The organism is Terriglobia bacterium, from assembly GCA_020073205.1.
In the GTDB taxonomy this organism is placed as follows: Bacteria; Acidobacteriota; Polarisedimenticolia; order Polarisedimenticolales; family JAIQFR01; genus JAIQFR01.
Map to the genome: position 1 here is coordinate 35016 of JAIQFR010000018.1, position 20538 is coordinate 55553.

Annotated in this window: 26 protein-coding genes, 1 tRNA gene and 1 pseudogene; 16 read left to right on the forward strand and 12 right to left on the reverse strand. The window is 66.7% G+C overall.

Annotated elements, in window-relative coordinates:
* Positions 1-11: 11 nt before the first annotated feature.
* The 3 genes from LAO51_05925 to msrA all read left to right on the forward strand — a co-directional run bounded on the left by LAO51_05925 (position 12) and on the right by msrA (position 1722).
* Complete coding sequence (locus LAO51_05925) at positions 12-521, forward strand: hemerythrin domain-containing protein (GenBank protein MBZ5638282.1); 510 nt, start codon at positions 12-14, stop codon at positions 519-521.
* Between the two features lie 98 nt (positions 522-619).
* Positions 620-1207, forward strand: coding sequence for a thioredoxin family protein (locus LAO51_05930; GenBank protein ID MBZ5638283.1), 588 nt, complete (start codon positions 620-622; stop codon positions 1205-1207).
* Positions 1150-1722 (forward strand): peptide-methionine (S)-S-oxide reductase MsrA, encoded by a 573-nt coding sequence (msrA, locus tag LAO51_05935; GenBank protein ID MBZ5638284.1) that lies wholly within the window; start codon positions 1150-1152, stop codon positions 1720-1722. The genes LAO51_05930 and msrA overlap by 58 nt, the downstream gene beginning before the upstream one ends.
* 3 nt (positions 1723-1725) lie before the next feature.
* Here msrA and LAO51_05940 read toward each other — a convergent pair whose 3' ends face one another.
* From LAO51_05940 to LAO51_05950, 3 genes are all read right to left on the reverse strand, one after another.
* The gene (locus LAO51_05940) at positions 1726-3360 is read right to left on the reverse strand and encodes a glycosyltransferase family 39 protein (GenBank protein ID MBZ5638285.1); all 1635 of its coding nucleotides are present in this window, start codon (positions 3358-3360) and stop codon (positions 1726-1728) included.
* Between the two features lie 97 nt (positions 3361-3457).
* Complete coding sequence (locus tag LAO51_05945; protein MBZ5638286.1) at positions 3458-3874, reverse strand: DsbA family protein; 417 nt, start codon at positions 3872-3874, stop codon at positions 3458-3460.
* A gap of 36 nt (positions 3875-3910) precedes the next feature.
* A complete protein-coding gene (locus tag LAO51_05950; GenBank protein ID MBZ5638287.1) occupies positions 3911-4276 on the reverse strand; it encodes a hypothetical protein in 366 nt (121 codons plus the stop codon).
* Between the two features lie 130 nt (positions 4277-4406).
* Here LAO51_05950 and LAO51_05955 point away from each other — a divergent pair, with 130 nt between their 5' ends.
* The 10 genes from LAO51_05955 to LAO51_06000 all read left to right on the forward strand — a co-directional run bounded on the left by LAO51_05955 (position 4407) and on the right by LAO51_06000 (position 11161).
* Complete coding sequence (locus LAO51_05955; GenBank protein ID MBZ5638288.1) at positions 4407-5543, forward strand: N-acetylmuramoyl-L-alanine amidase; 1137 nt, start codon at positions 4407-4409, stop codon at positions 5541-5543.
* Positions 5540-6214 (forward strand): GerMN domain-containing protein, encoded by a 675-nt coding sequence (locus LAO51_05960; GenBank protein MBZ5638289.1) that lies wholly within the window; start codon positions 5540-5542, stop codon positions 6212-6214. The genes LAO51_05955 and LAO51_05960 overlap by 4 nt, the downstream gene beginning before the upstream one ends.
* 7 nt (positions 6215-6221) lie before the next feature.
* Positions 6222-7034: a glutamate racemase gene (gene murI / locus LAO51_05965; protein MBZ5638290.1), complete on the forward strand. Its 813-nt coding sequence runs from the start codon at positions 6222-6224 to the stop codon at positions 7032-7034.
* A gap of 1 nt (position 7035) precedes the next feature.
* Positions 7036-7782: a ribonuclease PH gene (rph, locus tag LAO51_05970; GenBank protein MBZ5638291.1), complete on the forward strand. Its 747-nt coding sequence runs from the start codon at positions 7036-7038 to the stop codon at positions 7780-7782.
* Positions 7779-8381 (forward strand): RdgB/HAM1 family non-canonical purine NTP pyrophosphatase, encoded by a 603-nt coding sequence (gene rdgB, locus LAO51_05975; GenBank protein ID MBZ5638292.1) that lies wholly within the window; start codon positions 7779-7781, stop codon positions 8379-8381. The genes rph and rdgB overlap by 4 nt, the downstream gene beginning before the upstream one ends.
* Before the next feature lie 144 nt (positions 8382-8525).
* A tRNA-Asn gene (locus tag LAO51_05980) sits at positions 8526-8601 on the forward strand.
* Between the two features lie 449 nt (positions 8602-9050).
* A complete protein-coding gene (locus LAO51_05985; GenBank protein MBZ5638293.1) occupies positions 9051-9347 on the forward strand; it encodes a type II toxin-antitoxin system RelE/ParE family toxin in 297 nt (98 codons plus the stop codon).
* A 10-nt stretch (positions 9348-9357) separates the two neighbouring features.
* Positions 9358-10497, forward strand: coding sequence for a HigA family addiction module antidote protein (locus tag LAO51_05990; GenBank protein ID MBZ5638294.1), 1140 nt, complete (start codon positions 9358-9360; stop codon positions 10495-10497).
* A 9-nt stretch (positions 10498-10506) separates the two neighbouring features.
* Positions 10507-10962 (forward strand): hypothetical protein, encoded by a 456-nt coding sequence (locus LAO51_05995; protein ID MBZ5638295.1) that lies wholly within the window; start codon positions 10507-10509, stop codon positions 10960-10962.
* Positions 10963-10999: 37 nt separating this feature from the next.
* Positions 11000-11161 carry a hypothetical protein gene (locus tag LAO51_06000; protein MBZ5638296.1) on the forward strand — a complete coding sequence of 54 codons (162 nt, stop codon included), beginning with the start codon at positions 11000-11002 and terminating at the stop codon, positions 11159-11161.
* Positions 11162-11254: 93 nt separating this feature from the next.
* Here the strand turns inward: LAO51_06000 and LAO51_06005 are convergent, their stop codons facing one another.
* From LAO51_06005 to LAO51_06045, 9 genes and pseudogenes are all read right to left on the reverse strand, one after another.
* A complete protein-coding gene (locus LAO51_06005) occupies positions 11255-11611 on the reverse strand; it encodes a hypothetical protein (protein ID MBZ5638297.1) in 357 nt (118 codons plus the stop codon).
* The gene (locus LAO51_06010) at positions 11608-13170 is read right to left on the reverse strand and encodes a recombinase family protein (protein ID MBZ5638298.1); all 1563 of its coding nucleotides are present in this window, start codon (positions 13168-13170) and stop codon (positions 11608-11610) included. The genes LAO51_06005 and LAO51_06010 overlap by 4 nt, the downstream gene beginning before the upstream one ends.
* Positions 13167-13658, reverse strand: a complete 492-nt coding sequence (locus tag LAO51_06015) for a DUF2924 domain-containing protein (protein MBZ5638299.1) — start codon at positions 13656-13658, stop codon at positions 13167-13169. The genes LAO51_06010 and LAO51_06015 overlap by 4 nt, the downstream gene beginning before the upstream one ends.
* A gap of 438 nt (positions 13659-14096) precedes the next feature.
* Positions 14097-16532 (reverse strand): hypothetical protein, encoded by a 2436-nt coding sequence (locus LAO51_06020; protein ID MBZ5638300.1) that lies wholly within the window; start codon positions 16530-16532, stop codon positions 14097-14099.
* Positions 16532-16738 (reverse strand): helix-turn-helix domain-containing protein, encoded by a 207-nt coding sequence (locus tag LAO51_06025; GenBank protein ID MBZ5638301.1) that lies wholly within the window; start codon positions 16736-16738, stop codon positions 16532-16534. The genes LAO51_06020 and LAO51_06025 overlap by 1 nt, the downstream gene beginning before the upstream one ends.
* Before the next feature lie 88 nt (positions 16739-16826).
* On the reverse strand, positions 16827-17870 hold the full coding sequence (locus LAO51_06030; protein ID MBZ5638302.1) for a hypothetical protein: 1044 nt from the start codon (positions 17868-17870) through the stop codon (positions 16827-16829).
* Between the two features lie 220 nt (positions 17871-18090).
* Positions 18091-18366, reverse strand: a complete 276-nt coding sequence (locus LAO51_06035; protein MBZ5638303.1) for a hypothetical protein — start codon at positions 18364-18366, stop codon at positions 18091-18093.
* Positions 18367-18543: 177 nt separating this feature from the next.
* On the reverse strand, positions 18544-18798 hold the full coding sequence (locus LAO51_06040) for a hypothetical protein (protein ID MBZ5638304.1): 255 nt from the start codon (positions 18796-18798) through the stop codon (positions 18544-18546).
* 213 nt (positions 18799-19011) lie between these two features.
* Positions 19012-19197, reverse strand: a pseudogene (locus tag LAO51_06045) (hypothetical protein).
* A 122-nt stretch (positions 19198-19319) separates the two neighbouring features.
* On the opposite strand from LAO51_06045, the gene LAO51_06050 reads away from it, so the two are divergent.
* From LAO51_06050 to LAO51_06060, 3 genes are all read left to right on the forward strand, one after another.
* Positions 19320-19550, forward strand: a complete 231-nt coding sequence (locus LAO51_06050) for a hypothetical protein (protein ID MBZ5638305.1) — start codon at positions 19320-19322, stop codon at positions 19548-19550.
* A gap of 19 nt (positions 19551-19569) precedes the next feature.
* Positions 19570-19917: an HNH endonuclease gene (locus LAO51_06055; protein ID MBZ5638306.1), complete on the forward strand. Its 348-nt coding sequence runs from the start codon at positions 19570-19572 to the stop codon at positions 19915-19917.
* A gap of 176 nt (positions 19918-20093) precedes the next feature.
* Positions 20094-20483 (forward strand): ParB N-terminal domain-containing protein, encoded by a 390-nt coding sequence (locus LAO51_06060; GenBank protein ID MBZ5638307.1) that lies wholly within the window; start codon positions 20094-20096, stop codon positions 20481-20483.
* Positions 20484-20538 lie beyond the last annotated feature (55 nt).

A 20538-nucleotide genomic window follows, 5' to 3' on the forward strand; every position in this document is an offset into this window, starting at 1 on the left:
GTGACCGACCGATGCGATCCACGGGGCCGATCCACCGCCTCCTCGCCATGGACCACGCGAGGCTCGACGTCCTGCTCACGCGCGCGTCGCCGCCGTCCGGCGGGATGGATCTCGCGTCCTTCGCCCTGTTCCGGGCCGGGATCCTCCGCCACATCGGCATGGAGGAGAAGGTGCTCCTGCAGGAGGGCCGGCGCGCGAACGGCGGGGAGCCGCTCACGCTGGCGAGCCGCCTGCGCATCGACCACGGCGCGATCGCGATCCTGCTCGTGCCGAGCCCGACCCCCGGGATCGTCTCCGAGATCCGGTCGATCCTCGCGGGACACAACGAGGTCGAGGAAGGCCCGGGCGGCTTCTACGAGGTCTCCGACCGGCTGCTCGCCCCGAGCGTCGAAGCGGTGCTCGAGCGGCTCCGGACCTTCCCCGAGGTGAAGCTCGCGCCGCACGTCGACGGGCCGCGCGTGATTCGAACCGCGGAGGAGGCGCTCCGGGTGTCGGGCCGCCAGCGTCCGCGGCGCAGTTGACACGTGGCCGCCAGGTTGCGAGACGATTGAGGATGGATATACTCCGATTTGGACCGCGCTGATCGGGGGCATCTCCGCCGGCCCGATGGAGGTGACGGATGGCAGCGACCCCTTCCACGATGCTCGAGCTCGGCAGGCGGGCGGCGGACTTCTCCCTGCCCGACACGGACGGGAAGACCGTCTCGCTCTCCGACTTCGACGGCGCCAAGGCGCTGCTCGTGATGTTCATCTGCAACCATTGCCCGTACGTCAAGCACGTGCAGCAGGAGCTCGCCGCGCTCGGCAGGGAGTACGGAAAGCGCGGCGCCGCCGTCGTCGCGATCAGCAGCAACGACGTCGCGGCCTACCCGGACGACGCGCCCGACAAGATGAAGATCGAGAAGGAGCGGGCCGGCTACACGTTCCCGTACCTCTTCGACGAGAGCCAGGACGTGGCGAAGGCCTACCAGGCCGCCTGCACCCCGGACTTCTTCGTCTTCGACGGTGGCCGCAAGCTCGTCTACAGGGGCCAGATGGACGAGAGCCGCCCGGGCAACGGCGTCCCCGTGACGGGGAAGGACCTGAGGGCCGCGCTCGACGCGGTCCTCGCGAGCCGCGAGGTACCGGCCGACCAGAAGCCGAGCATCGGCTGCAACATCAAGTGGCGGGCGGGAAACGAGCCTCGCACTCAGGCCCGGCCGAAGTGAGCGCGGGCGGCGGCAAACCGGCGCCGGCGACCCAGGAAGCATTCTTTGCCGGCGGCTGCTTCTGGGGGGTCGAGTACTGGCTTCAGAAAGTACCCGGCGTCCTCCGGGTCGAGTCCGGCTACATGGGCGGCCAGGTCGACTCGCCCACGTACGAGCAGGTCTGCACCGGCAGGACGGGGCACGCGGAGACCGTGCGGGTGGTGTTCGATCCCGCGAAGACGACCTACGAGGCGCTCGCGCGGTTGTTCTTCGAGATCCACGACCCGACCGAGGTCGACCGGCAGGGGCCGGACATCGGGCACCAGTACCGCTCCGCCGTGTTCTTCTCTGGCGACGAGCAGCGCCGGATCGCGGAGAAGCTCGTTCTGGAGCTGACGCGCCGCGGCTACAAGGTCGCGACGCGCGTCGAGCCGGCGGAGACGTTCTGGCGCGCGGAGGACTACCACCAGAGGCACTACGAGCACAAGGGCTCGGTGCCCTACTGCCACGCCCGCGTCGAGCGGTTCGCGGGCTGATCCTCAGTCGCGCCGCTTCATGACCAGGACGTCGTCGTGGCTGTCGCCCGCCGCCGCGGCGGCCTCCGGGCCCCAGAGGTAGCGCGTCGAGTTGTTCCGTGACATCTGGGCCAGTCCCGTGACGTCGTAGTGGGCCGGGAGGTAGGAGTCCATCCAGCGCATGATGCGCTTGTCCGAATCGGGTCGTCCCAGCCAGGATACGCCGACGCGCACCAGCACCACGATCCGCGGCCGGGCCGCCTCGATCTCCTCGATGACCTGATCCTGCAGCCGCCCCGCGTAGGGATGGGGCTCCATCAGCGCGTAGACGTACAGGTACCGCGACGCCGACCGCCGGTGCGCGTAGAAGTAGATCTCGGGCTCGGAGCCGAGGACGGCGATCCGGTCGGCGGGCGCCGAATTCGCGTCGATGTACCGGCCGATCTCGATCGACTCGGGGAACGGGTTGATCCCGTAGCACCTGCGGGAGACGTGCTCCATGTCCCACTTGAAGACCGGCGCGGCCTGCGCGACGCCGCCGGCGAGGAGGGCCGCGAAGCAGGCGATGGCGTAGAGCGCGCGCGTCCAGCCGGGACCCTCGCCGCCCGCCCTCCCCGAGGGGAGCGCCGCGTACCCGGCCCCCGTGAGCAAGCCGACGGCCGGGAGCATCACGATGAAGTAGTGCTCCCGGAAGAAGAACCCGGGGCAGACCGCCGCGAAGGAGAGGATCGTGAGTCCCGCGAGAAACACCTTCGTGTCCCGGTCCTTGCCCCGGATGAAATAGACGATCGCGCCGGCGGCAGCCAGCGCCCAGGCGCCCGCGTACCAGCCCGTCACCTCCCCGGCTTGGTCCAGGAAGATCGCCCCGGCGTCGGTGATCGGGACCTCCCCGACGTAGTCGCGGGCGTAGGTGACCGTCCAGAACCAGAAATTGGCGAACACCCCCTTGGACGCGAGGTAGGCGCAGAGCACCGCGTACGGGGCGGCGGCGCCGAGGGAGAACAGGAGGCCCTTCAGCGCCGCGGACCGCCAGCCGGCGCTGCGCGACCTCCAGAGCACGAAGAGCACCCCGAAGAGCACGAACGCCGCAGCCTGCTGCTTCATCAGGAACGCCAGGCCGAACGCCAGCCCCGCGGCGAGGAGACCGAGCCGCTCTCTCCTTCCAGGCCAGAGGATGCCCCAGCATCCCGCGAGGACGGGCAGAACGACGAAGTGGGTCGCGTGTCCCGCGAACCCGAGCACGGAGAAGCTCGCCGAGAGGATCGCGAAGACGGCCGCAGCGATGGCCCCGGCCAGGGGATCGAGCAGCCGCCGGCCGACGGCGAACAGGAGGAGAGCGGATACGGTGGTCCAGAGCGCGAGGCCGAAGTGGATGCCGCGCGGCGACTGGCCGAGGAGCGCCATGAACAGGGCGTACGCGTAGTACGTCCCCGGCAGCTTCATGTTGTCCATGTCGCCGTACGGCACGTGCCCCTCGAGGATCATCTGCCCCGCGTAGGCGTACTCCCCCTCGTCGCGCTCGAGCGGCAGGTCCATCAGGCGGACGCGCATCGCGAGCACGAGGATCACGGCCAGGGCGACGATCGCCCAGGGAGCCGCCGCGGCGAGACGCTCGCCGCGGGACGCGGCGCGGGCGGGAGCCCGGGGACGGGCCGTCACGCCTCGGGATCGCGCGGTCATGCGGGGATTAGATTCGGTCGCACGCGGCCTGTCAACGCTTCCGCGGTCGCCCTCGCGCTCCTCGCCCCCGCGGCGCTCAGGCCGGTGGAATCGGCTGGTGCAGCCGGGTCAGCTCGGCGTCGATGACCTTCTTGAACTCCTCGAAGGGCTTCGCGCCCGACAGGAACCGCCCGTTGACGAAGAACGCCGGGGTGCCGGTCACGCCGAGCGTCCGCGCCTCGGCGGTGTCGGCGTCGATCCGGGACCTGAACCGCGCGGTGTCCATCGCCTCCTGGAAGCGGGGGACGTTCAGCCCGAGCTCGCTCGCGTACTTCAGGAGCTGATCGCGCTTCAGCTGGCCGGGATTGCCGAACAGCTTGTCGTGATACTCCCAGAACTTCCCCTGGTCCGCGGCCGCCGCGGCGGCGAGGTGGGCGAGGGGCGAGTCCTTGTGCATGTCGAGAGGGTAGTTCTTCCAGACGACGCGGACCTTGTCACCGTACGCCTTCCGGATCTGGTCGAGGGTCGCACCGACCCTCGCGCAGAAAGGTCACTGGAAGTCCGAGAACTCGGCGATCACGACCGGCGCGGACGCCGGTCCCTCCGCGGGCGAGCCCTCGGTCCTCACCGTGTAGACCTTGTCGGGATCCGGCCCGCTCCTGGGGGGCGTCGATCGCGCGGCGGCGTCGACCTTGGTGCCCAGCTGGGCCACGCGGGCCTCGACCTGGCCGAGCCGGTCACCGAGATCCGTGCGGCTCTCCCGCGCCTGGCGCAGCACGGCGCCGTTCATGTAGATCAGCACGCCGATGCCGGCCAGGATCGCGGCCCTCGCGATCCAGGCCCGGGTGTCCGGCGTGCCGCCGCCGCCGGACCGAGCGCCCGGCGCCGCTTCCCTCTGACGTTCGCGTTTGGACATTTGCTGGTTTCCTCCGAAGCGCTCCATATTACAACACGGCGACCCACGCGTCCGACAAGTGCTTCTTCTTGTTGAGGATGCCAGGCTGTGCCACAATCGGCGGGCCGATCGCGGCGGAGGAGCGCGAGAGATGACGTCCATTTCGGGCCGGTGCCTCGCGGCGACCTTCGCCGCCCTCCTCGCGGCGGGAGCGGCGGGAGCGGCGGGAAATCCCACCGCGAAGGTAACGGCCGACACCGGCGGCTCCGCGACACGGGTCATCGTCACGCTGAGCCAGCCCGTGGCGTCGTCCATCACCACCTCGGCCACGAAGGTCGAGATCGTGTTCGCGTCGCCCGTGGACCTCACCCCGGCGGAGTCCAAAATCGACGACGCGATCCTCAAGGGGTGGCAGGCTCGAGGCGACCGGACCCTCACGCTCTCGATGGGGAGCGCGTACAAGGGGTACGAGAGCTTCGAGCTCAAGAATCCCTCGCGCGTCGTCATCGACCTCCGCGGCGACCGCCCGTCGCGCTCCGAGCCCTCCATCGCCGCGCCCAGGGCCGGGCGGGTGCGCCCCGTGATCGTCGTGGATCCCGGCCACGGCGGGGTGGAGATCGGCGCCGCCGGTCCCTCGGGAGCGCAGGAAAAGGACGTCGCCCTCGACCTCGCGCGAAGGCTCAAGATAGCTCTCGAGCGCGAGGCCGGCGCCACCGTGGTGCTGACCCGAGACGAGGACCGGTTGGTGCCGCTCGACGAGCGCTCGGCCATCGCGAACCACAACCGCGCGCTGCTGTTCCTCTCGATCCATCTGAACGCCTCGAAGCGTCGCGGCGCGGCCGGGGCCGAGACGTACTTCCTCGCGCCCGAATCCACCGACGACGAGGCCCGCACCCTCGCCGCCCTCGAGAACCACGCGTCGGGGGTCGCGGAGGCGCCAGAGGCGCAGAAACCGGAGGGGGACCGCGGCCTCGACCTGATCCTCTGGGACCTCGCGCAGAACCAGTACCTGGCGGAGAGCGCCCGGCTCGCCGAGTCGGTCCAGAAGGAGATGAACGCCCTGGCGGGGACCAAGGACCGCGGGGTGCGGCAGGCGCCGTTCCGCGTCCTGATGGGGGCGACGATGCCGGCGATCCTGGTCGAGGCCGGGTTCATCACCGATCCCGCGGAGGAGAGCCGGCTCAAGGACCCCGCCTACCTCGACAAGGTCGTGGACGCGATCGTCCGCGCGGTCCGCGGCTACCTCGAGGGGCGCACCCGTCTCGACGAGCCCGGGGCGGGCCGGTGATCGTCATGAGGGGGCTCGCCTCGGTCTCCGTCGGCGCGGTCCTGCTCTGCTCCCCCGCGTGCCGCGGCGGCACGACGCAAGCGCCCGAGGTCCCGGCCGAGGCCGCGAAGGCACCGGCGGCGCCCTCCGAGGACAGCGCGAAGGCGCCGGAGGCGGAGCCCGAGCCCCTCGGCCGCGCGACCGTCACGCTCTACTTTCCCTCGGCGACCAGCGAATTGCTCGCGGGCGAGCCGAGGGAGATCTTCGTAACCCCGCTCCCCGCCGACCGCGCGAAGCAGATCCTGTCCGACCTGATCTCGGGGCCGACCACCGAGGCCGCGCTCCCGGCGCTCCCCGCGGGGACGCGCCTGAGGCAGGTCTACGTGCTCGAGGACGGCACCGCGTACGCCGACTTCTCGGCGGAGCTGATCGCGGGGGGCGGAGGCGGGAGCGACGACGAGATCCAGGCCGTCTACGCCATCGTGAACTCGGTGGCGCTGAACGTCCCGGAGATCGTCCGGGTCGGGATCCTGGTGGAGGGGCGGCCGTGCGAGACGCTGAGCGGGCACCTCGACCTGAGGCGGCCGCTCCGCGCCGACCCGACGCTGCTCGAGCCGCCGCCGACCGAGCCGCCGAATGAAGGGGAGCCAACGCCGTCGCCCACTCCCGGCGACAAGCCGATCGAGGTCTGAGGAGCGCATGGACCGGCGTCCCATCGGCGTGTTCGACTCCGGCGTGGGCGGCCTGACCGTCTTCAAGGCGCTCGAGGCCGCGCTTCCCGGCGAGTGCTTCGTCTACCTGGGCGACACCGCGCGGGTCCCGTACGGGACCAAGTCGCCGGAGACCGTGAGCCGCTACGGGATCGAGGCCGCGCGGTTCCTGAAGAAGCAGGGGGTCAAGCTGCTGGTGGTGGCCTGCAACACCGTCTCGTCCGTCGCGATGGACGAGGTGGCGGAGGAGGCGCACGTGCCGGTGATCGGGGTGATCCTCCCCGGCGCCCGCCGCGCGGCGAAGCTCTCGACGGGAGGCCGGATCGGCGTGATCGGCACCCGCGCCACGGTCGCGAGCGAGGCTTACCCGCGGGCGATCCTCGCCCTGAGGTCCGAGGCCGAGGTGTTCAGCCGGCCCTGCCCGCTGTTCGTCCCGCTGGCCGAAGAGGGGTGGACCGACAACGACGTGGCGCGCCGCGTGGCCGAGACCTACCTGGCGTCGCTGAAGGAGGCGGAGGTGGACACGGTGGTCCTCGGGTGCACGCACTACCCGCTCCTCGCGGGGACGATCGGCGACGTCATGGGCCCCGGCGTGGCCCTCGTGGACTCGGCCGACGCGGTGGCGGCCGAAGTGCGCGAGTGGCTCGAGCGGGAGAGCGACCTGGCGGCCCCCGGCGGCTCGCCGCGGCCCGCCGACCGGTTCTACGTGACCGACTCGCCGGCGCCGTTCGCGTCGGTCGCCGAGCGGTTCCTCGGGCGGCCCGTGAGCCTGATCGGCCGCGCGCGCGTGGCGGGGGAGTGAGATGGCGAGGCACGACGGGCGGGGTCCGGACGAGCTGAGGCCGGTCACGATCGAGCCGGGGTACCTGCGCTTCCCCGACGGCTCGGTCCTGATCTCGGTGGGCGACACGCGCGTCGTGTGCGCGGCGACCCTCGAGGACAAGGTCCCGCCTTTCCTCAAGGACACGGGGCAGGGATGGGTCACCGGCGAGTACGCGATGATCCCTGCGGCGACGCACACGAGGTCGCCCCGCGAGATCAACCGCGGGCGGCCGGCGGGGCGGACCATGGAGATCCAGCGGCTGATCGGCCGCGCGCTAAGGAGCGTCGTGGACCGCACCGCGCTGGGCGAGCGGACGCTCTGGATCGACTGCGACGTGATCCAGGCCGACGGCGGGACGAGGACCGCGGGGATCACCGGCGGGTTCGTCGCGATGTGCCTCGCCCTCGACCGGCTGCGGGAGAAGAAGGCCCTGAACCGGCCGGTGCTGACCGGCGCCGTGGCCGCGATCTCGGTGGGGATCGTCGAGGGGGAGCCCGCGCTCGACCTCGACTACATCGAGGACTCGGCGGCCGAGGTGGACATGAACGTGGTCCGCACCGACGACGGCCGCTACGTCGAGATCCAGGGGACGGCCGAGTCCACCCCGTTCCGCCGCGACCGCCTCGGCGAACTGCTCACCCTCGCCGACCAGGGGATCGACCGGCTCCAGGAGCGGCAGCGCGAGGCGCTCGGCGGCATCCTCGCGCGCCTCCTGATACGGCGGTGAGCCGCCTCGTCGTCGCCACGCTGAACGCCGGGAAGCTCCGGGAGTTCAGGGCGGCGCTCTTTCCCGCGGGAATCGAAGTCGCGGGCCTCGAAGCCCTCACCGACCGCTCCCCCGTCGAGGAGACCGGCGCGACGTTCGAGGAGAACGCCAGGATCAAGGCGGAGGCGTACTCGCTGCGGACCGACCTCGAGGTGCTCGCGGACGACTCGGGGCTCGAGGTGGATGCGCTTCACGGCGAGCCGGGCGTGCGGTCGGCGCGCTACGGAGAAGCGGACCTCGACGATGGGGGGCGGTACCGTCTTGTCGTCGAGAGACTGCGCGGAGTGCCGCCCGCGATGAGGACCGCGAGGTTCCGATGCGCTCTCGCGGTGGCGCGGGCCGGCCGTGCGCTCGCGGTGTTCGAGGGCGCCGCTGAAGGGCGAATCCTCGACGCGCCGAGAGGGGAGAACGGCTTCGGCTACGACCCGATCTTCTTCCACGAGGGCACCGGCAGGACGTTCGCCGAGCTGACCCGCGCGGAGAAGGAAGCGCTCTCGCACCGCGGGCAGGCGATTCGGAGGATGATCGAGGCGGTCAGTGAGGGGAAGCTCGTGCTGTGAGCGGGGCGCGGCAGACTGGCCGGTTGGAATTGGGCATGCGCGCATCGGACGCGGCAGCGAACGGTGCGTACGCCCGCCAAGTTGACGCTCCCCGGCCCCCGATGGTAAATTCTCCCGGGCCCGCACGGCGGCCTCGAAACGTGTTCCTGAGTAGCTCAGCTGGTAGAGCAGGTGGCTGTTAACCACCGGGTCGGGGGTTCGAGTCCCTCCTCAGGAGCCAACTTTACCGAGCATCGAACTAGACCCCGTCGAACCCCACCCGCAGGTCGCGTTTCTGCGCGCAATTCCAACGTTTCCCGGTCGCGGCGCGCTCTCTCCGTTAACAGGTTGCCCCCGCGGGTCCGGCGTCCCGGCTGAAACTCTCTCCGCTCTCTCGGAAGCTGTTAACGGGATTTAACAGGCGGCGAGATTTGCCGATCATGGTCGGCGGAAGCTGTTAACGGTTAACAGGCGGGACAGAATCGATACCGAACTCCGAGCTCGGCAGTCATCCTTGGAATGGCCCTGCCCGACGTCCGCCCGAGTCTCATCGGGAACACTCCACCGCACATGCAGCGACACGGGGCTGCAATTCCAGCCAACATCGTCTGTTCACACGGTATACGATTGTTGCTATGTACGCAACAACGCCACTTGACAACAGGACATCTCCGAACTACCATTCGCAGCATGAAGCTTCGATTCAGCACGTCCGAGTTGGAGCGTCTGTGGAGCGACGCGGCCTATGCCGGGAGCTTCGACGGGAAAGGGGTGTCGGCGTTTCGAGCGCGGATTCAACTAATCGAGGACGCGGAAGACGAGAGGGCGTTCTACTCGATGAAATCGCTGCATTTCGAGAAATTGAAAGGGAAGAGAGATGGACAGCACTCGATGCGAATCAACGACCAATATCGGCTCATCGTCGAGCTTGAGGGAAAGGGGCCTGACAAGACCGTCGTGATCGTGGAAATCACCGATTACCATTGAGGGAGAGGCTATGACCGACAAGGTGCCGGCTGAGCGCTTCCCGCCCGGCTACTTCATTAAGGAAGAGATGGAGGCCCGGGGTTGGACGCAGGGAGACCTCGCGGAAATCACCGGAATCGACCGGGCAGGGCTGAATCTCGTGATCAACGGCAAGCGCCAGATCACGCCGGAGACCGCTGCTGCCATCGGTGAAGCTTTCGGGACTGGCGCCAAGCTGTGGCTGAACCTCGAGTCCTCCTACCGGCTATGGAAGCAGCGACCCGACGTAAGCGATGTCGCGCGACGAGCGAGGCTCTGGGAAATGGCGCCGATGAAGGAGATGCTCCGACGCGGATGGATTGAACGGTCGGAGAACGTCGAGGTTTTGGAAAAGCGCGTGTGCGAGTTCTTCGAGATTAACTCGTTGAACCAGATGCCGAAGTTCTATCAAGCGGCGCGGAAGTCCACTGACTACAGCGCGCTGACTCCGGCGCAGTGCGCATGGCTGTTCCGAGCGAGACGCCTATCCCGCGCGATTCAGGTTGTAACGTTTTCCGACACGAGGCTCAAGGATGTGCTTTCGCAAATCCTGGTTCTCCGCAGCCACGTCGAAGACGTGAGGCAGGTGCCGGTCGTGCTTGCCCGCGCCGGGATTCGTCTTGTCGTGCTGGAGCAGCTTGCAGGGACGAAGATCGATGGTGCCTGTTTCTGGCTTAGCAAGAGCGAGCCAGTGATCGCGCTGTCGCTCCGTTATGACCGAATCGACTTCTTCTGGCACACGTTGGTTCACGAACTGCGGCATGTCATGAACCGCGATGGACTTCGCCAGCGCCAGGCTGTGGATATCCGTTTGGTAGGGGCTGACGCTCGACCTCCAACCGAGAAACCACAGCATGAGCGTGAAATCGATGAGTTTGCTTCGAACGCCCTCGTGGAGCGCGCAGCGCTTGAGGACTTCATCTCCAGAACGCGCCCACTCTACTCGAAACTCAAGATCATGAAATTCGCCGCCCTCCACGGTGTCCACGCCGGCATCGTCGTTGGACAGCTCCAGTTCAGGAACGAGATCCACTACAGCCACAGCAGAGAGATGTTGGTTCCCGTGAAGGAAGCCCTTACATCGTCTGCGTTGACCGAAGGTTGGGGCCAGATTGTCGCCGAGGCGGTGTAGGAGAGAAGTATGTCCTACCGAGAGCAAATGCAGCGGATCGCGAACGAATACATGGATTCTGGCCAGCCTTGGCCCGCGACCGCCCGGCAGATCGCTGCCTGGGCGGTTCGCAGCGGACGCTGGAAACCGCAACCGGAGTCGCTAATTGCCCAATGTGCCGAGGAGTTGGGCCGCGCGATGGGGGAGGAGTACGTCAAGGATCCGCAAGGGCGATCCGTGCGGGCGAAACACGCGATCCGAGTTACGAAGAACGGTCAGCAGCGTTGGCTCTGGGACGACATCCGTGTGGCCAAGAGGTCCCACATGCTGATCGCGTTCCGACTGCGAAGGAACCAGATCGTTGGAGATTGCAAGCAGTTGAAGTGCGACGTCGACAGCTACAACGAAAACAAGTGTCCGCGGGATCCCATCCAGCTCGTATTCGACTTCAGAAATGATCTCGAAGAGGCAGCGCAGGCAGTCTAGCTTGTCGCACCAATTGGAGGCAGAAGGGAGGCCGTAGATGGCAAACAAGCCGAAGACTAGGCTCGAAGGGCGTGACGCTGGGACCGGGAAGTTCAAGACGGTCGAAGAAGCGAGGAAGAACCCACGTACGATGGTAGTCGAGCGGGTTCCTGTGCCCGGGCGGGGAGACACGGGGAGAGGCAAGAAGAAGGGTCGTTAGAAAGCGCCGCGTGTTTCCGCTGCGCGAAACGCTTCCGGAAGGTTGTCGATTCGGGACGACCGGGACGGACCGCTGTGGCATTCGGCGGCCCGGTTACACTTGGACCGTTGTCTTTCGCTCAACGTGGACCGTTGTTGCCTGAAGGACTGCCGCCTGCCACTGGTTCGGACGCAGGGTGAGATCTGCGAGTTGCGTCACCCTGGCCCTCGTTAGCCCCGTCAGCCGCGCGATCTCGGCGTAGTCTCGGACCTTCCCCTCGCGCACCAGCCGCTCGAAGAAGTAACCGACGACGAGGCGTTGGGTGGCCTTTGGGACGTCGGGCGCCCCGCCCGAAGCCGGGCGCTCGTGTCGCCGGGCGACCGAGTCGTGCGAGCGCGGCGCAGCCTGCCCCTTCGAGAACTGGAACTCGACCCTCGTCCCAGCCCCGACCGCCGACGAGGGGGCCTTCATCGCGCGGCCTCCGTCGGTGCCTTCTCGGCCGCCAGCGTCCGCACGCCCAACGCGCTGAACGTGATCGCCACCTTGCCTGTCCGGCCGTCGTAGTCGATGCGGTCGACGAGCAACTTCACGACCCGCTGCTGCTCGAGCGCCGTGAGGTGGTCCCATACCGGGGTGAACTGGCCCAGCGCCTTGCGGAGGTCGGCGGCGTCGATCCGGAGGCGGCGCAGCGATTCCAGCTCCTGCGCCAGCCCGGCAAGACGCCCCTCGAGCTCGGGGACGTCCACCGGCGGCTCATCGCCCCTCCGGAACCCCGCGGCGAACCGGACGATCTGTTTCCGGCGGTCGGAGTGCGCCTCGTCGATCTCGTCCCGGACCTGGCGGATCTGGTCTTCGAGTTCCCGGCGGCGGGTGGTCCTCACCTTCCGCGCCTGCTCCAGCGTCGCCTCGATCAGGCCGGGGTCCCTTCCGATGGCGCGGAGGCGGTCCACGACGGCGCCCTCGATCTCCCTGGCCGGGAGCGACTTCGAGAGGCACGACTTCCACCCCTGGCGCTGGGCCTTAACGCAGGCGTAATAGCGGTACCGGGTGGAACCCTTCTGGCTGAAGCTGGGGGTCATCGCGGAATCGCACGGCACGCACCGCAGAAGCCCCGCCAGGAGCGCCGGGGAAGATGTCGCCCGGGTCTGGGGCTTGGCCTCGCGGAGCAACTCCTGGGCGCGGTTCCAGGTCTCGCGGTCCACGATCGCCTCGTGCTCGGCCGGGTAGACGCCACCGTCGAAGTGCACCTCGCCGATGTAGACCGGGTTCCGCAGGAGTCGCCCGAGGGAGTGCTTGTCGAAGGCCCGGCCACCGTAAACCCGGTCCTCCCGGGTCGTCCACCGCTTAAGCGTCCAGCCACGACGGCGCAGCTCCTCCACGTTGCCGATGATCGAGGGGTTCTCCAAGAACAGCTTGAAGATGTCGCACACGCGCCCGGCTTCGTCCGGGTTGACGACCAACCGGCCGCCCTCGGGCGTGCGGTCGTAGCCCAGCGGAAGCTGTCCGCCGATGAACTTTCCTCGCCGGCGGGCGGCGTGGGCCTTGTCTCTCGTCCGGTCGGAGACCATCTCTCGCTCGAACTGGGCGAAGCTGAGGAGCATGTTCAACGTCAGCCGCCCCATCGACGTCGAGGTGTCGAGCTGCTGCGTGACGCTCACGATTCCGGTTCCGTGCTCCTCGAAGACCTCGGCCAGGCGGGCAAAGTCGAGGAGGGACCGCGACAACCTGTCGATCTTGTAGACGACGATCCGCTGGACCCGGCGGGCGCGGACCTCGCCGAGGAGACGCTGCAGGGCGGGCCGCTCCAGGGTTCCCCCGGAGTAGCCGCCGTCGTCGAAGCGGGCGGCCGACAGGACCCAGCCGTTGCCTTCCTGGCTCCGGACGTAGGCCTCGGCAGCCTCCCTTTGGGCGTCGAGCGAGTTGAAGTCCCGCTCCAGCCCCTCGTCGGTCGACTTGCGGGTGTAGATGGCGCAGACCACGGGGCCGGTCCCGTTGCCGTTGGAGCCGTTCCCGTTGCGCTTGGCGCTCACGCCGACTTCCTCCGGCGGGTCAACCCGAAGAAGAGGTTCCCGTTCCAGTGGGAGCCGGTCACCGTCTTGGCCACGGCGGTGAGCGAGGGGTAGATCGTCCCGTCGAATTCGAACCCATGGTCCCGGACCGTCACGGCGATCGTCCTGCGCTGGTAGGCGCGGGTGATGACGGAGCCCGGCCTCGGCACCCGGGCGTCGGGGACCTGGGGCTTCTCGGTCGCGGGTGGCGCCAGGACGTTCGGCAGCGACCGCTTGCCCATCGGGATCCACCCGGGCGCGAACTGCATCAGGTACTCGAGCCGGGCCTTCGCCTCGGGGCTCAGGTCCCCGAGCACCTCCACCTGGACGCGGTGGATGAGGCGCTTCCGCATCCAGGCGACGTTGCCGGACCGGGGGGGCTCGCCGAAGACGCGCACCCACTCGGCCTTCAACTCGGCCGTGGTCATCCGGCGAAGGGTGTCGATTCTGGCTTGAAGCGTTTCGCTCATGGTGTCGCCCCGTTTTCACGGTCATCAGGGCTTACTTCGGCAGGAACTTCAAGGGAATACCGGCGCCGATCGGTCAAAAAAATGGCGGAACGGCGCGATAATTCGGCCCAACGCAGGAATCCAGAGGCGAGCAGGGTGGCGAGCTCCTCCAGGCTCGGAGCATGCCGGCCGGCTTCGGCCGAGTCGGGGCCCCGCGGCCGGATCGGCGTGGATCGTCCTCTCACAGTGTTCATCGGTTCGCCCACCTGGACAAACCTGGACAAACGGGTTGTCCAGCCTCTAACCACTTCTCATCATTAGAGTTAAGCCGCTCTTCGGACAGACTGTCCCGGGTGAGAGGGAAATAAAAAAGGGGCGCCGGACTGCCCGGCAGAATTTCTTCTCTCCGTGCACCTCGTGTCCGAATGTCCAGGTTGCCCTTAAGTGCTTTCATTTCAGTTAGTCACCCCTGGACAAGGGGGATGTCCAGGTTGTGGGCAGGTGTCCACCCCTCGCCAACAGGGCCGCCGCAAGCTGTTCGGGAGTCGTGATCCCCGACTCGGCCTCCGAGGGAGCCGTCTTGAACCAGTACAGTGTCGCCGTACCCGGCTTCGGCTCGGTGCCCCCGATGAAGTTCTTGTCCTGCAGCCCCTCGAGGCACCGCTTCGCACGCTTCCGCCCAGCGTCCTGATACCAGCCGAGACGGGATGCGACGTCTCTGGCGGAGAGCTTCTCAGAGGCAGCAACTTCCAACGCACTTAACACCCCGACCTCGCGGTCGCTGAGGCCGGACTGCACCCGCTCGAGGAAGCCGTGGACGAGATCGTAGGCGAGGGCATAGTCCCTGATGTCGGCGACGATGTAGCTCCGACCGCCCACCTCCATCCGCTCGCGTTGGAACTGGTGGAGGAAGGCAGACACCTCGACGAGCGTCATCAGCTTCGGAAAGTCCCTTCGGGCCCGGACCTGTTTTGTCGGGAAGGTGATCAACTCGGCGAAAGGAATGATCACCGGGACGGTTTCGAGTGCGGCCTGAGCACCGCGCCACATGTCCCGTATCACCGCGGCCTGCTCCGGATCCGCGCCCTTCATTCTTTGTTGCTTTTGGAACTCGATGATGCGACGAGTCTGCTCCTCGCTCTCATCAATGGCGATCTCGACGAGCCGGGTTTCATTCTCGGGATGTAGGGAATCTCTGGTGGTCGTCGTGATCGTGGCGGCGGGTCCCTTCACGGTCTTCTCGATCGTCTTGAGTTCCCCTCCGACCTTCGTCACGTAGTAGACGGTCAGATTTCCCTCCGACTGCAAGACTCGAAGCGTGTACTCGGCACGGTCCGCTCCTTCGACCTCACAGATCAGGAGGATGCGGTGGCACAGATCGCCGTCCCAGTAACTGAGAGCCTGCGGCGAGAGATTCGTCGCCCGCACCACGTCGGCGACCGGGAAGCAGGAGGCCACACCTTCCGCCACGTGGTTCTTCCCCGCCGCACTCTCTCCCTTCACCACGACGTTCATGGGCTTTTCACAGCGCCGGGACGTCATGGCGAGGAGCAGGTTCACCTTGTTGCGTGCTTCGCCGACAACGCCGAGCGTGGTGGTGTCGTCCAAGAACCTGCGGACGAGATTCGGGTCGCGAAGCAGGGCGCGAGACTCCTCCGAGATCTCGGTCTCCTCCGGCGTGGACCTCGATTCCTGGCTGGATCTGGAACCGGCGGCCTCGATCTCCTTCCGGATGGCGGCCATCGAGATCCCCAACTTCGTCTTCACCTGCTTGGCCGCCAGATCCTGAGCGACAGGGTCGAGAGCCGCGAGGATTGGGAGGAGACGCGCGAAGACACTCAGCTTGAAGGCCTCATTCGCATCGGCCGGTACGAACTTCAGGATCTGTTCAATCTCGGCGAGACGGGACGGAATGGAGGCTGGTCCCTTAGGTTCCTGGTCCGCCGACTTCGCAGCCGCAGGAATCGGTCCCTTCTGGCGGGTCTCTTCGAGCAGTGCACGCAGTCCCTCGGGACCGGCAACGGCGAGAAAGTCGCTGAGGTCCTTGCCGTCGGTCTCGATGTCGCCCGAAAGCGGTAAGCGTACTGCGTAGACCTCTCGGGCGAATCCCTGGAGGGCTTCCACGACCATCTGGGTTCCGGCGTGACCCGTTGGATCGACGTCGTAGGTGATGAGAACACGCTTCCCGGCGAGTTGCTTCGACCACTCGACCTTCCAGGCGCCTTCCCCTCCCGTTCCCGTGGCAACGCAGTTGATGCCGGCCGATAGCGCGGCCAGCATGTCCCATTCGCCAGCTACGAGGAGCACCTCGTTGCCATCTCCCACGAGCAGCAGGTCGGTCTTACCGCCGTCCGCAAACCAGAACGTGTAAGGCTTGCGTCGCTTCGGATCAGGGCGTCGGTACAGGCAGACCTTGTACCCACCGCTCGGGAGGGGGAACGCGATCGCCAGTTGGTCGTCGATGGTCCCTTCCTCAACGCCGAGTGCCCGCCAGGCTTCCGCGGTGTAGGCCTTGCTGAGCGAGTTCCTGAACCAAAGCTGCGTGTTGGCGGAGACTGGACCGTTTGAGACGAAGTGAAGAACGCGCTTTGCCGAGGCTCGAGGGCGTGCCTTCGGCATCGACGCGTCGGGGATCTTGGTTCCAGTGATCGTCGAGAGGTCCACGCCGAGTAGCCCGGCGAGTTCTGCTACGCCGCCGCCGCGGCCGCAGGGATCACAGAACCACGTGTTCTTCTCCGAGTTCAGCCGGCACGACGGATGCGCGTCGTTGTGGCGGTGGTTCTCGGCCCGGGGGCACTGGATGGCCATCTCCCCGGAGGAGCTCAGCCTCGTGAACTCGCGGCCGGCAGCACGGGCCACTTCGAAGATGGTCCCTTCGGGAAAGAACGCGGGCATCAGTCGACTCGGCGATCCTGGGATTCCGTCCGGTTGCGGATGAATGCGTCGATGTCCTCGGCCCGGAAACGCACAAGGCTTCGGCGCTTGCCTTTCCAAAGCCGGACGCTCGGGAGTCGGCCAGTTGACGCGGCCGCGTATACCGTGACGGGACGGACGTTGAGGATCCTCGCGACATCGCGAGCCGTGAGAAGAGCGATCGACATGACATCCTCCGGTCGGGCCGAAAGACATCGGCCACGTCTGGAGAGATACCACGCCAGCGGTTTGTTACATGGGAGGATTGACCGCGGATTACTCCCGAGTTACGCGGCGAACCCAGTCGACCGTCAATCCCATGGAGATGGCGAGACTTCGAAGCGCGAGCGCCTTCGCCGAGGGAAGGCGCGAAGACTCCCAAAGCACTCTTGCGATCGCCTCTTGAAGCATCGGATTGCCTACGGCCCGCTTGCGCACCATGGATTCCACGGCATTCAGGTGAAAGAAGTTTTGCCTACCGCGGGCGCGGGCATCGGTGAGGATGGAGGTACAGATCGGGATCATCTTCCGATACGCTTCCTTGATAGTCTTTCCGCCATACCACGGGCGGTTCCCGGGAGGAAGCTCGATCTCGCCCTCGACTGCCTGGAGCCGCGCGCGGACGGCGGCCCGATCTACCGCCGAAGCGTCGCGTAATCGGGCCGGATCGAGCTCGACTCGGATCTTGCCACGGCCCATGTTGATCTCGTGAACCGCGGCGCCTCCGGCCGACTCGATCACGACGGTCCTCAGCAAAGGTCGCAAGTCACCCCAATGCGGCTTTCCTGGGCCGCGCTCCAGCCGTAATAATGCGCCGATCTCTTCCAGGGATAGCGCTCGAATCACATCTGCAATGGGAAGATCGTCCGTCAACCCCACGACCCGAACGTGATAACAGTCGAAACCAGCCTCCATCCGCATTTCAGGCGGATAGAGCATGTACGCTGCAAGAAACAAGTAGTGGGCGCTGGGCCTTGCGACGCATCTCAGTTCGACGCTCGGCAGCTTGGGAATCCTGACGACCACCTGGAAGTACCGAGCGGGAATACTGGCATCGACGCCTATCGAGTAGCGGCATTGTCGCGGCGAGGGTCGCTCCGTCGGCAGGTCAGGCAACACGTAAAGGCCCGGCGAGGAATCGGGCGGTGGAGATACCTCGGACACCTGCGGCGGCGGGGTAAATGGGTCGAACCCGCGCGATTCAGCGAAGTGCTGCAGCAGTGCGATCTCCATTGGCATGGCGTGGCCAGCGTCTGACTTGGGCAAGTCCTTGGGGGGACCGGTCATCTCGCGGAGCACGAAATCGGCATCGATCTCCACAGTCCGTGCTGCATGCATAGACACAGTTTATCACCATAGACTCGATAGACAGGTGGAGCCTCCGAGCCTCTGAAAACGCCTTGTTTGTAAATGATTGGCCGCTACACTCGCATCGATGATTAGCGTGCGGCGGATCGGAGCTTCGGGCGGGATACGAGGCGGCGCAGAGACAACGACCCGCCAGCGTCACCACCGGCGGGCCGTCGGGGAAGGGTGGAGGCTACTGTCGCGCTTCCTTGGCTTCCTTCAAGACCGCCTTGAACGCCGCCTCGTCCTCGCTGGCGAACGCGACGGCGATGGCGCGGACCATCCGGGTCGCGTTCCGAGGCCCCGCGGTCTTGTGGATCGCGGCGCTCTCGGCCGGGGTGAGCCGGAACGCGAATACCTTGGTCGCCTCCGGATCCTTCGGCGTTCGTTCCGCCTTGGGGGTCTTCGCCTTCTTCTCGGCCTTGCCCTTTTTCGCAGTCTTCGTCTCGGACTTCTTGGTCTCGGCCATGTCAACCTCCGTCGCGGTGGACGCGTCCGCCCCGAGGCCGAGGACCATCCTCAGCCGTGCGGGAGGCGCGTCGTCCGCGGCATATCGATTCCAATGAACTTCGCAGACAGGTCGATCCAGATAGATGATCGCCGCCTCTCGACGGCACCCGCGGATGGAAGAGCGGTCGTTCACGGGTCAGCGTCCGGCGCGGAAGCCGCGGGGGTAGCACGTCTCGCAAGCGAAGACGATCCCGTCATCGGGGTTCGTGAACGTCGTCCCCAACCCGAGGCAACTCCACGCCCATGGGGTGAACGACGCTTCCGTTCCGACATGCGCCCCGCAGTACACGGCGCCGCGGTCGCTGATGTAGATGCACGCGGCATCGAACTGCTCGCCGGGTTTCAGGTCGTGCGGCTGCTGGTGCCGATTCGGGCTGATGATCTTGGCCATCGTGGATTCCCTCTACCAGACCTCATCGAGGATGATGTCGTAGCCGAGGATTTGCGTTCCGTCCGTGAACTCCCGGACGATCCGCAGCATCCTGCCGTTGCCGCTCCGCTCGGCGAACACCCGCGTGCCGTCGTCGTTCCGGGAGAGCTCGATGGTTCCGCCGGGCCTCAAGGCGTCGATCTTCTGATCGGTGGTCCGTTCGTCCCTGGTGGTGGCGGCGGCGATGCCTGCAGCGTATGCCGCCTCGAGCGCGGCATTGACCTTCCACACCGCCACGTCGTGGAAGTCCAGCGCGTCGCTGTTCCGGGTCTCAAGGGTGTTGATCGCGAGGTGGGCCCGAGCGATTTCCGCGATCGTGTTGTTCGTCGCCTTCCGTGGGGTCTTTGGCTTAGTGGCCATCGTCGTTCTCCTTCGCGTCGTTGCATGGTCATGAGTGCGCCCGGTTTCGCGAGTGATCAAGGGAATTCGCGAGCATTTCTGAGGCGAATGTGGGGCGACTCCGCAGAGGCGAGGGTGTGGCGATGATCGCCCGCTGCGCCGTGTGCGGCGTGCGCTTCCTCGTAAGGCGAAGCCGGACCTACTGCAACCGCCACTACTGGCGCCTGCGACGTCTGGGCGAGAAGGCACCGTGGGAACTCGAACGTCTGGCCCGCGAGGCGGACTACACGAAGCGACTCATCGAGATCCTGCACAACGAGCAGCGTATCGAGGTCGGGGTAGCGGATCTGCAACGCAAGGACGGACTACCGTGAGGCACGGAAGGAGTGCGGAATGCCGAGCCGACCTGCCACGCCGTGCCGCTGGCCTGGGTGCCCGGCGCTGAGCCACGAGAGGTTCTGTCCCGAACACCAGAGCGACGAGTACCGACGGCAGGACGCGAACCGTCCAAGCATGAGAGAGCGCGGCTACACGAGCGCGTGGCTCACACTGAGGAAGGAGATCCTCCGACGCGACAACCACGTGTGCCGCGGCTGCGGACAGCGAGCGACCGACGTCGACCACATCATGTCGAAGCGAGCTGGCGGTTCGGACGATCCTCGAAACCTCCAAGCACTCTGCCATTCATGTCACAGCGCGAAGACGATGGTGGAGTCCGTGGCGAAGAAGGCGAGAGCGTGAGCGCGAGGGGGAGGGGACCTCAAACTCTAGGAAATGCGGCCGTTTCCGCGCGCCTGGTCGCACGCACGCGGCCGCGGGTTTTGCCATAGGGGGGGGTATGAGGAAATGGATTGATATTGCGCCCGCTTTCGAGAACGAGGGCCGTTTGAAGCGGGCCTGAAACGGGGTCAAAACCCATGCAAATTGAGCATGTTTCTACCACGCAACTGGCCGGAATGGCCGCTCCCTACAACCCGAGGCGGATCAGCGACCACGATCTGGACGCCCTCCGCCGGTCCCTGCGGTTCTTCGGCACCGTCGAGCCGATCGTGGTCAACAAGCGCTCGGGCCACATCGTGGGCGGCCACCAGCGGGTCAGGGCCGCCGAAGCCGAGGGGATCGACACGCTCCCGGTCGTCTACGTGGACCTGGACGACCCGTCCGAGCGGCAACTCAACCTCGCGCTCAACAAGATCTCCGGCGAGTGGGACGAGGAGAAACTGGCCGCGGTCCTCGCCGAGCTGGAGCAGGTCGGTGCTTGTTTTCCTCTCCGAAATCCTTCCGGGTTTGAGGGCGTAAATCGGTAGAGAAATTCCCTCCTTCTTCTGGCGGCCGAAGGCCGCGAGTAGGAGGACGGGATGT

Bases quoted from the DNA above. Each gene is read 5' to 3' on its own strand.
- LAO51_06060 (MBZ5638307.1), top strand. From the start codon at position 20,094: ATGCAAATTGAGCATGTTTCTACCACGCAACTGGCCGGAATGGCCGCT.
- LAO51_06020 (MBZ5638300.1), bottom strand. From the start codon at position 16,532: ATGCCCGCGTTCTTTCCCGAAGGGACCATCTTCGAAGTGGCCCGTGCT.
- LAO51_05985 (MBZ5638293.1), top strand. From the start codon at position 9,051: ATGAAGCTTCGATTCAGCACGTCCGAGTTGGAGCGTCTGTGGAGCGAC.
- LAO51_06025 (MBZ5638301.1), bottom strand. From the start codon at position 16,738: ATGTCGATCGCTCTTCTCACGGCTCGCGATGTCGCGAGGATCCTCAAC.
- LAO51_06005 (MBZ5638297.1), bottom strand. From the start codon at position 11,611: ATGAAGGCCCCCTCGTCGGCGGTCGGGGCTGGGACGAGGGTCGAGTTC.
- rph (MBZ5638291.1), top strand. From the start codon at position 7,036: ATGGCGAGGCACGACGGGCGGGGTCCGGACGAGCTGAGGCCGGTCACG.
- LAO51_05990 (MBZ5638294.1), top strand. From the start codon at position 9,358: ATGACCGACAAGGTGCCGGCTGAGCGCTTCCCGCCCGGCTACTTCATT.
- LAO51_06000 (MBZ5638296.1), top strand. From the start codon at position 11,000: ATGGCAAACAAGCCGAAGACTAGGCTCGAAGGGCGTGACGCTGGGACC.
- LAO51_05955 (MBZ5638288.1), top strand. From the start codon at position 4,407: ATGACGTCCATTTCGGGCCGGTGCCTCGCGGCGACCTTCGCCGCCCTC.
- LAO51_05925 (MBZ5638282.1), top strand. From the start codon at position 12: ATGCGATCCACGGGGCCGATCCACCGCCTCCTCGCCATGGACCACGCG.
- LAO51_06035 (MBZ5638303.1), bottom strand. From the start codon at position 18,366: ATGGCCGAGACCAAGAAGTCCGAGACGAAGACTGCGAAAAAGGGCAAG.
- LAO51_05930 (MBZ5638283.1), top strand. From the start codon at position 620: ATGGCAGCGACCCCTTCCACGATGCTCGAGCTCGGCAGGCGGGCGGCG.
- LAO51_06055 (MBZ5638306.1), top strand. From the start codon at position 19,570: ATGCCGAGCCGACCTGCCACGCCGTGCCGCTGGCCTGGGTGCCCGGCG.
- LAO51_06040 (MBZ5638304.1), bottom strand. From the start codon at position 18,798: ATGGCCAAGATCATCAGCCCGAATCGGCACCAGCAGCCGCACGACCTG.
- LAO51_05995 (MBZ5638295.1), top strand. From the start codon at position 10,507: ATGTCCTACCGAGAGCAAATGCAGCGGATCGCGAACGAATACATGGAT.
- murI (MBZ5638290.1), top strand. From the start codon at position 6,222: ATGGACCGGCGTCCCATCGGCGTGTTCGACTCCGGCGTGGGCGGCCTG.
- LAO51_06050 (MBZ5638305.1), top strand. From the start codon at position 19,320: ATGATCGCCCGCTGCGCCGTGTGCGGCGTGCGCTTCCTCGTAAGGCGA.
- LAO51_05950 (MBZ5638287.1), bottom strand. From the start codon at position 4,276: ATGTCCAAACGCGAACGTCAGAGGGAAGCGGCGCCGGGCGCTCGGTCC.
- LAO51_06015 (MBZ5638299.1), bottom strand. From the start codon at position 13,658: ATGAGCGAAACGCTTCAAGCCAGAATCGACACCCTTCGCCGGATGACC.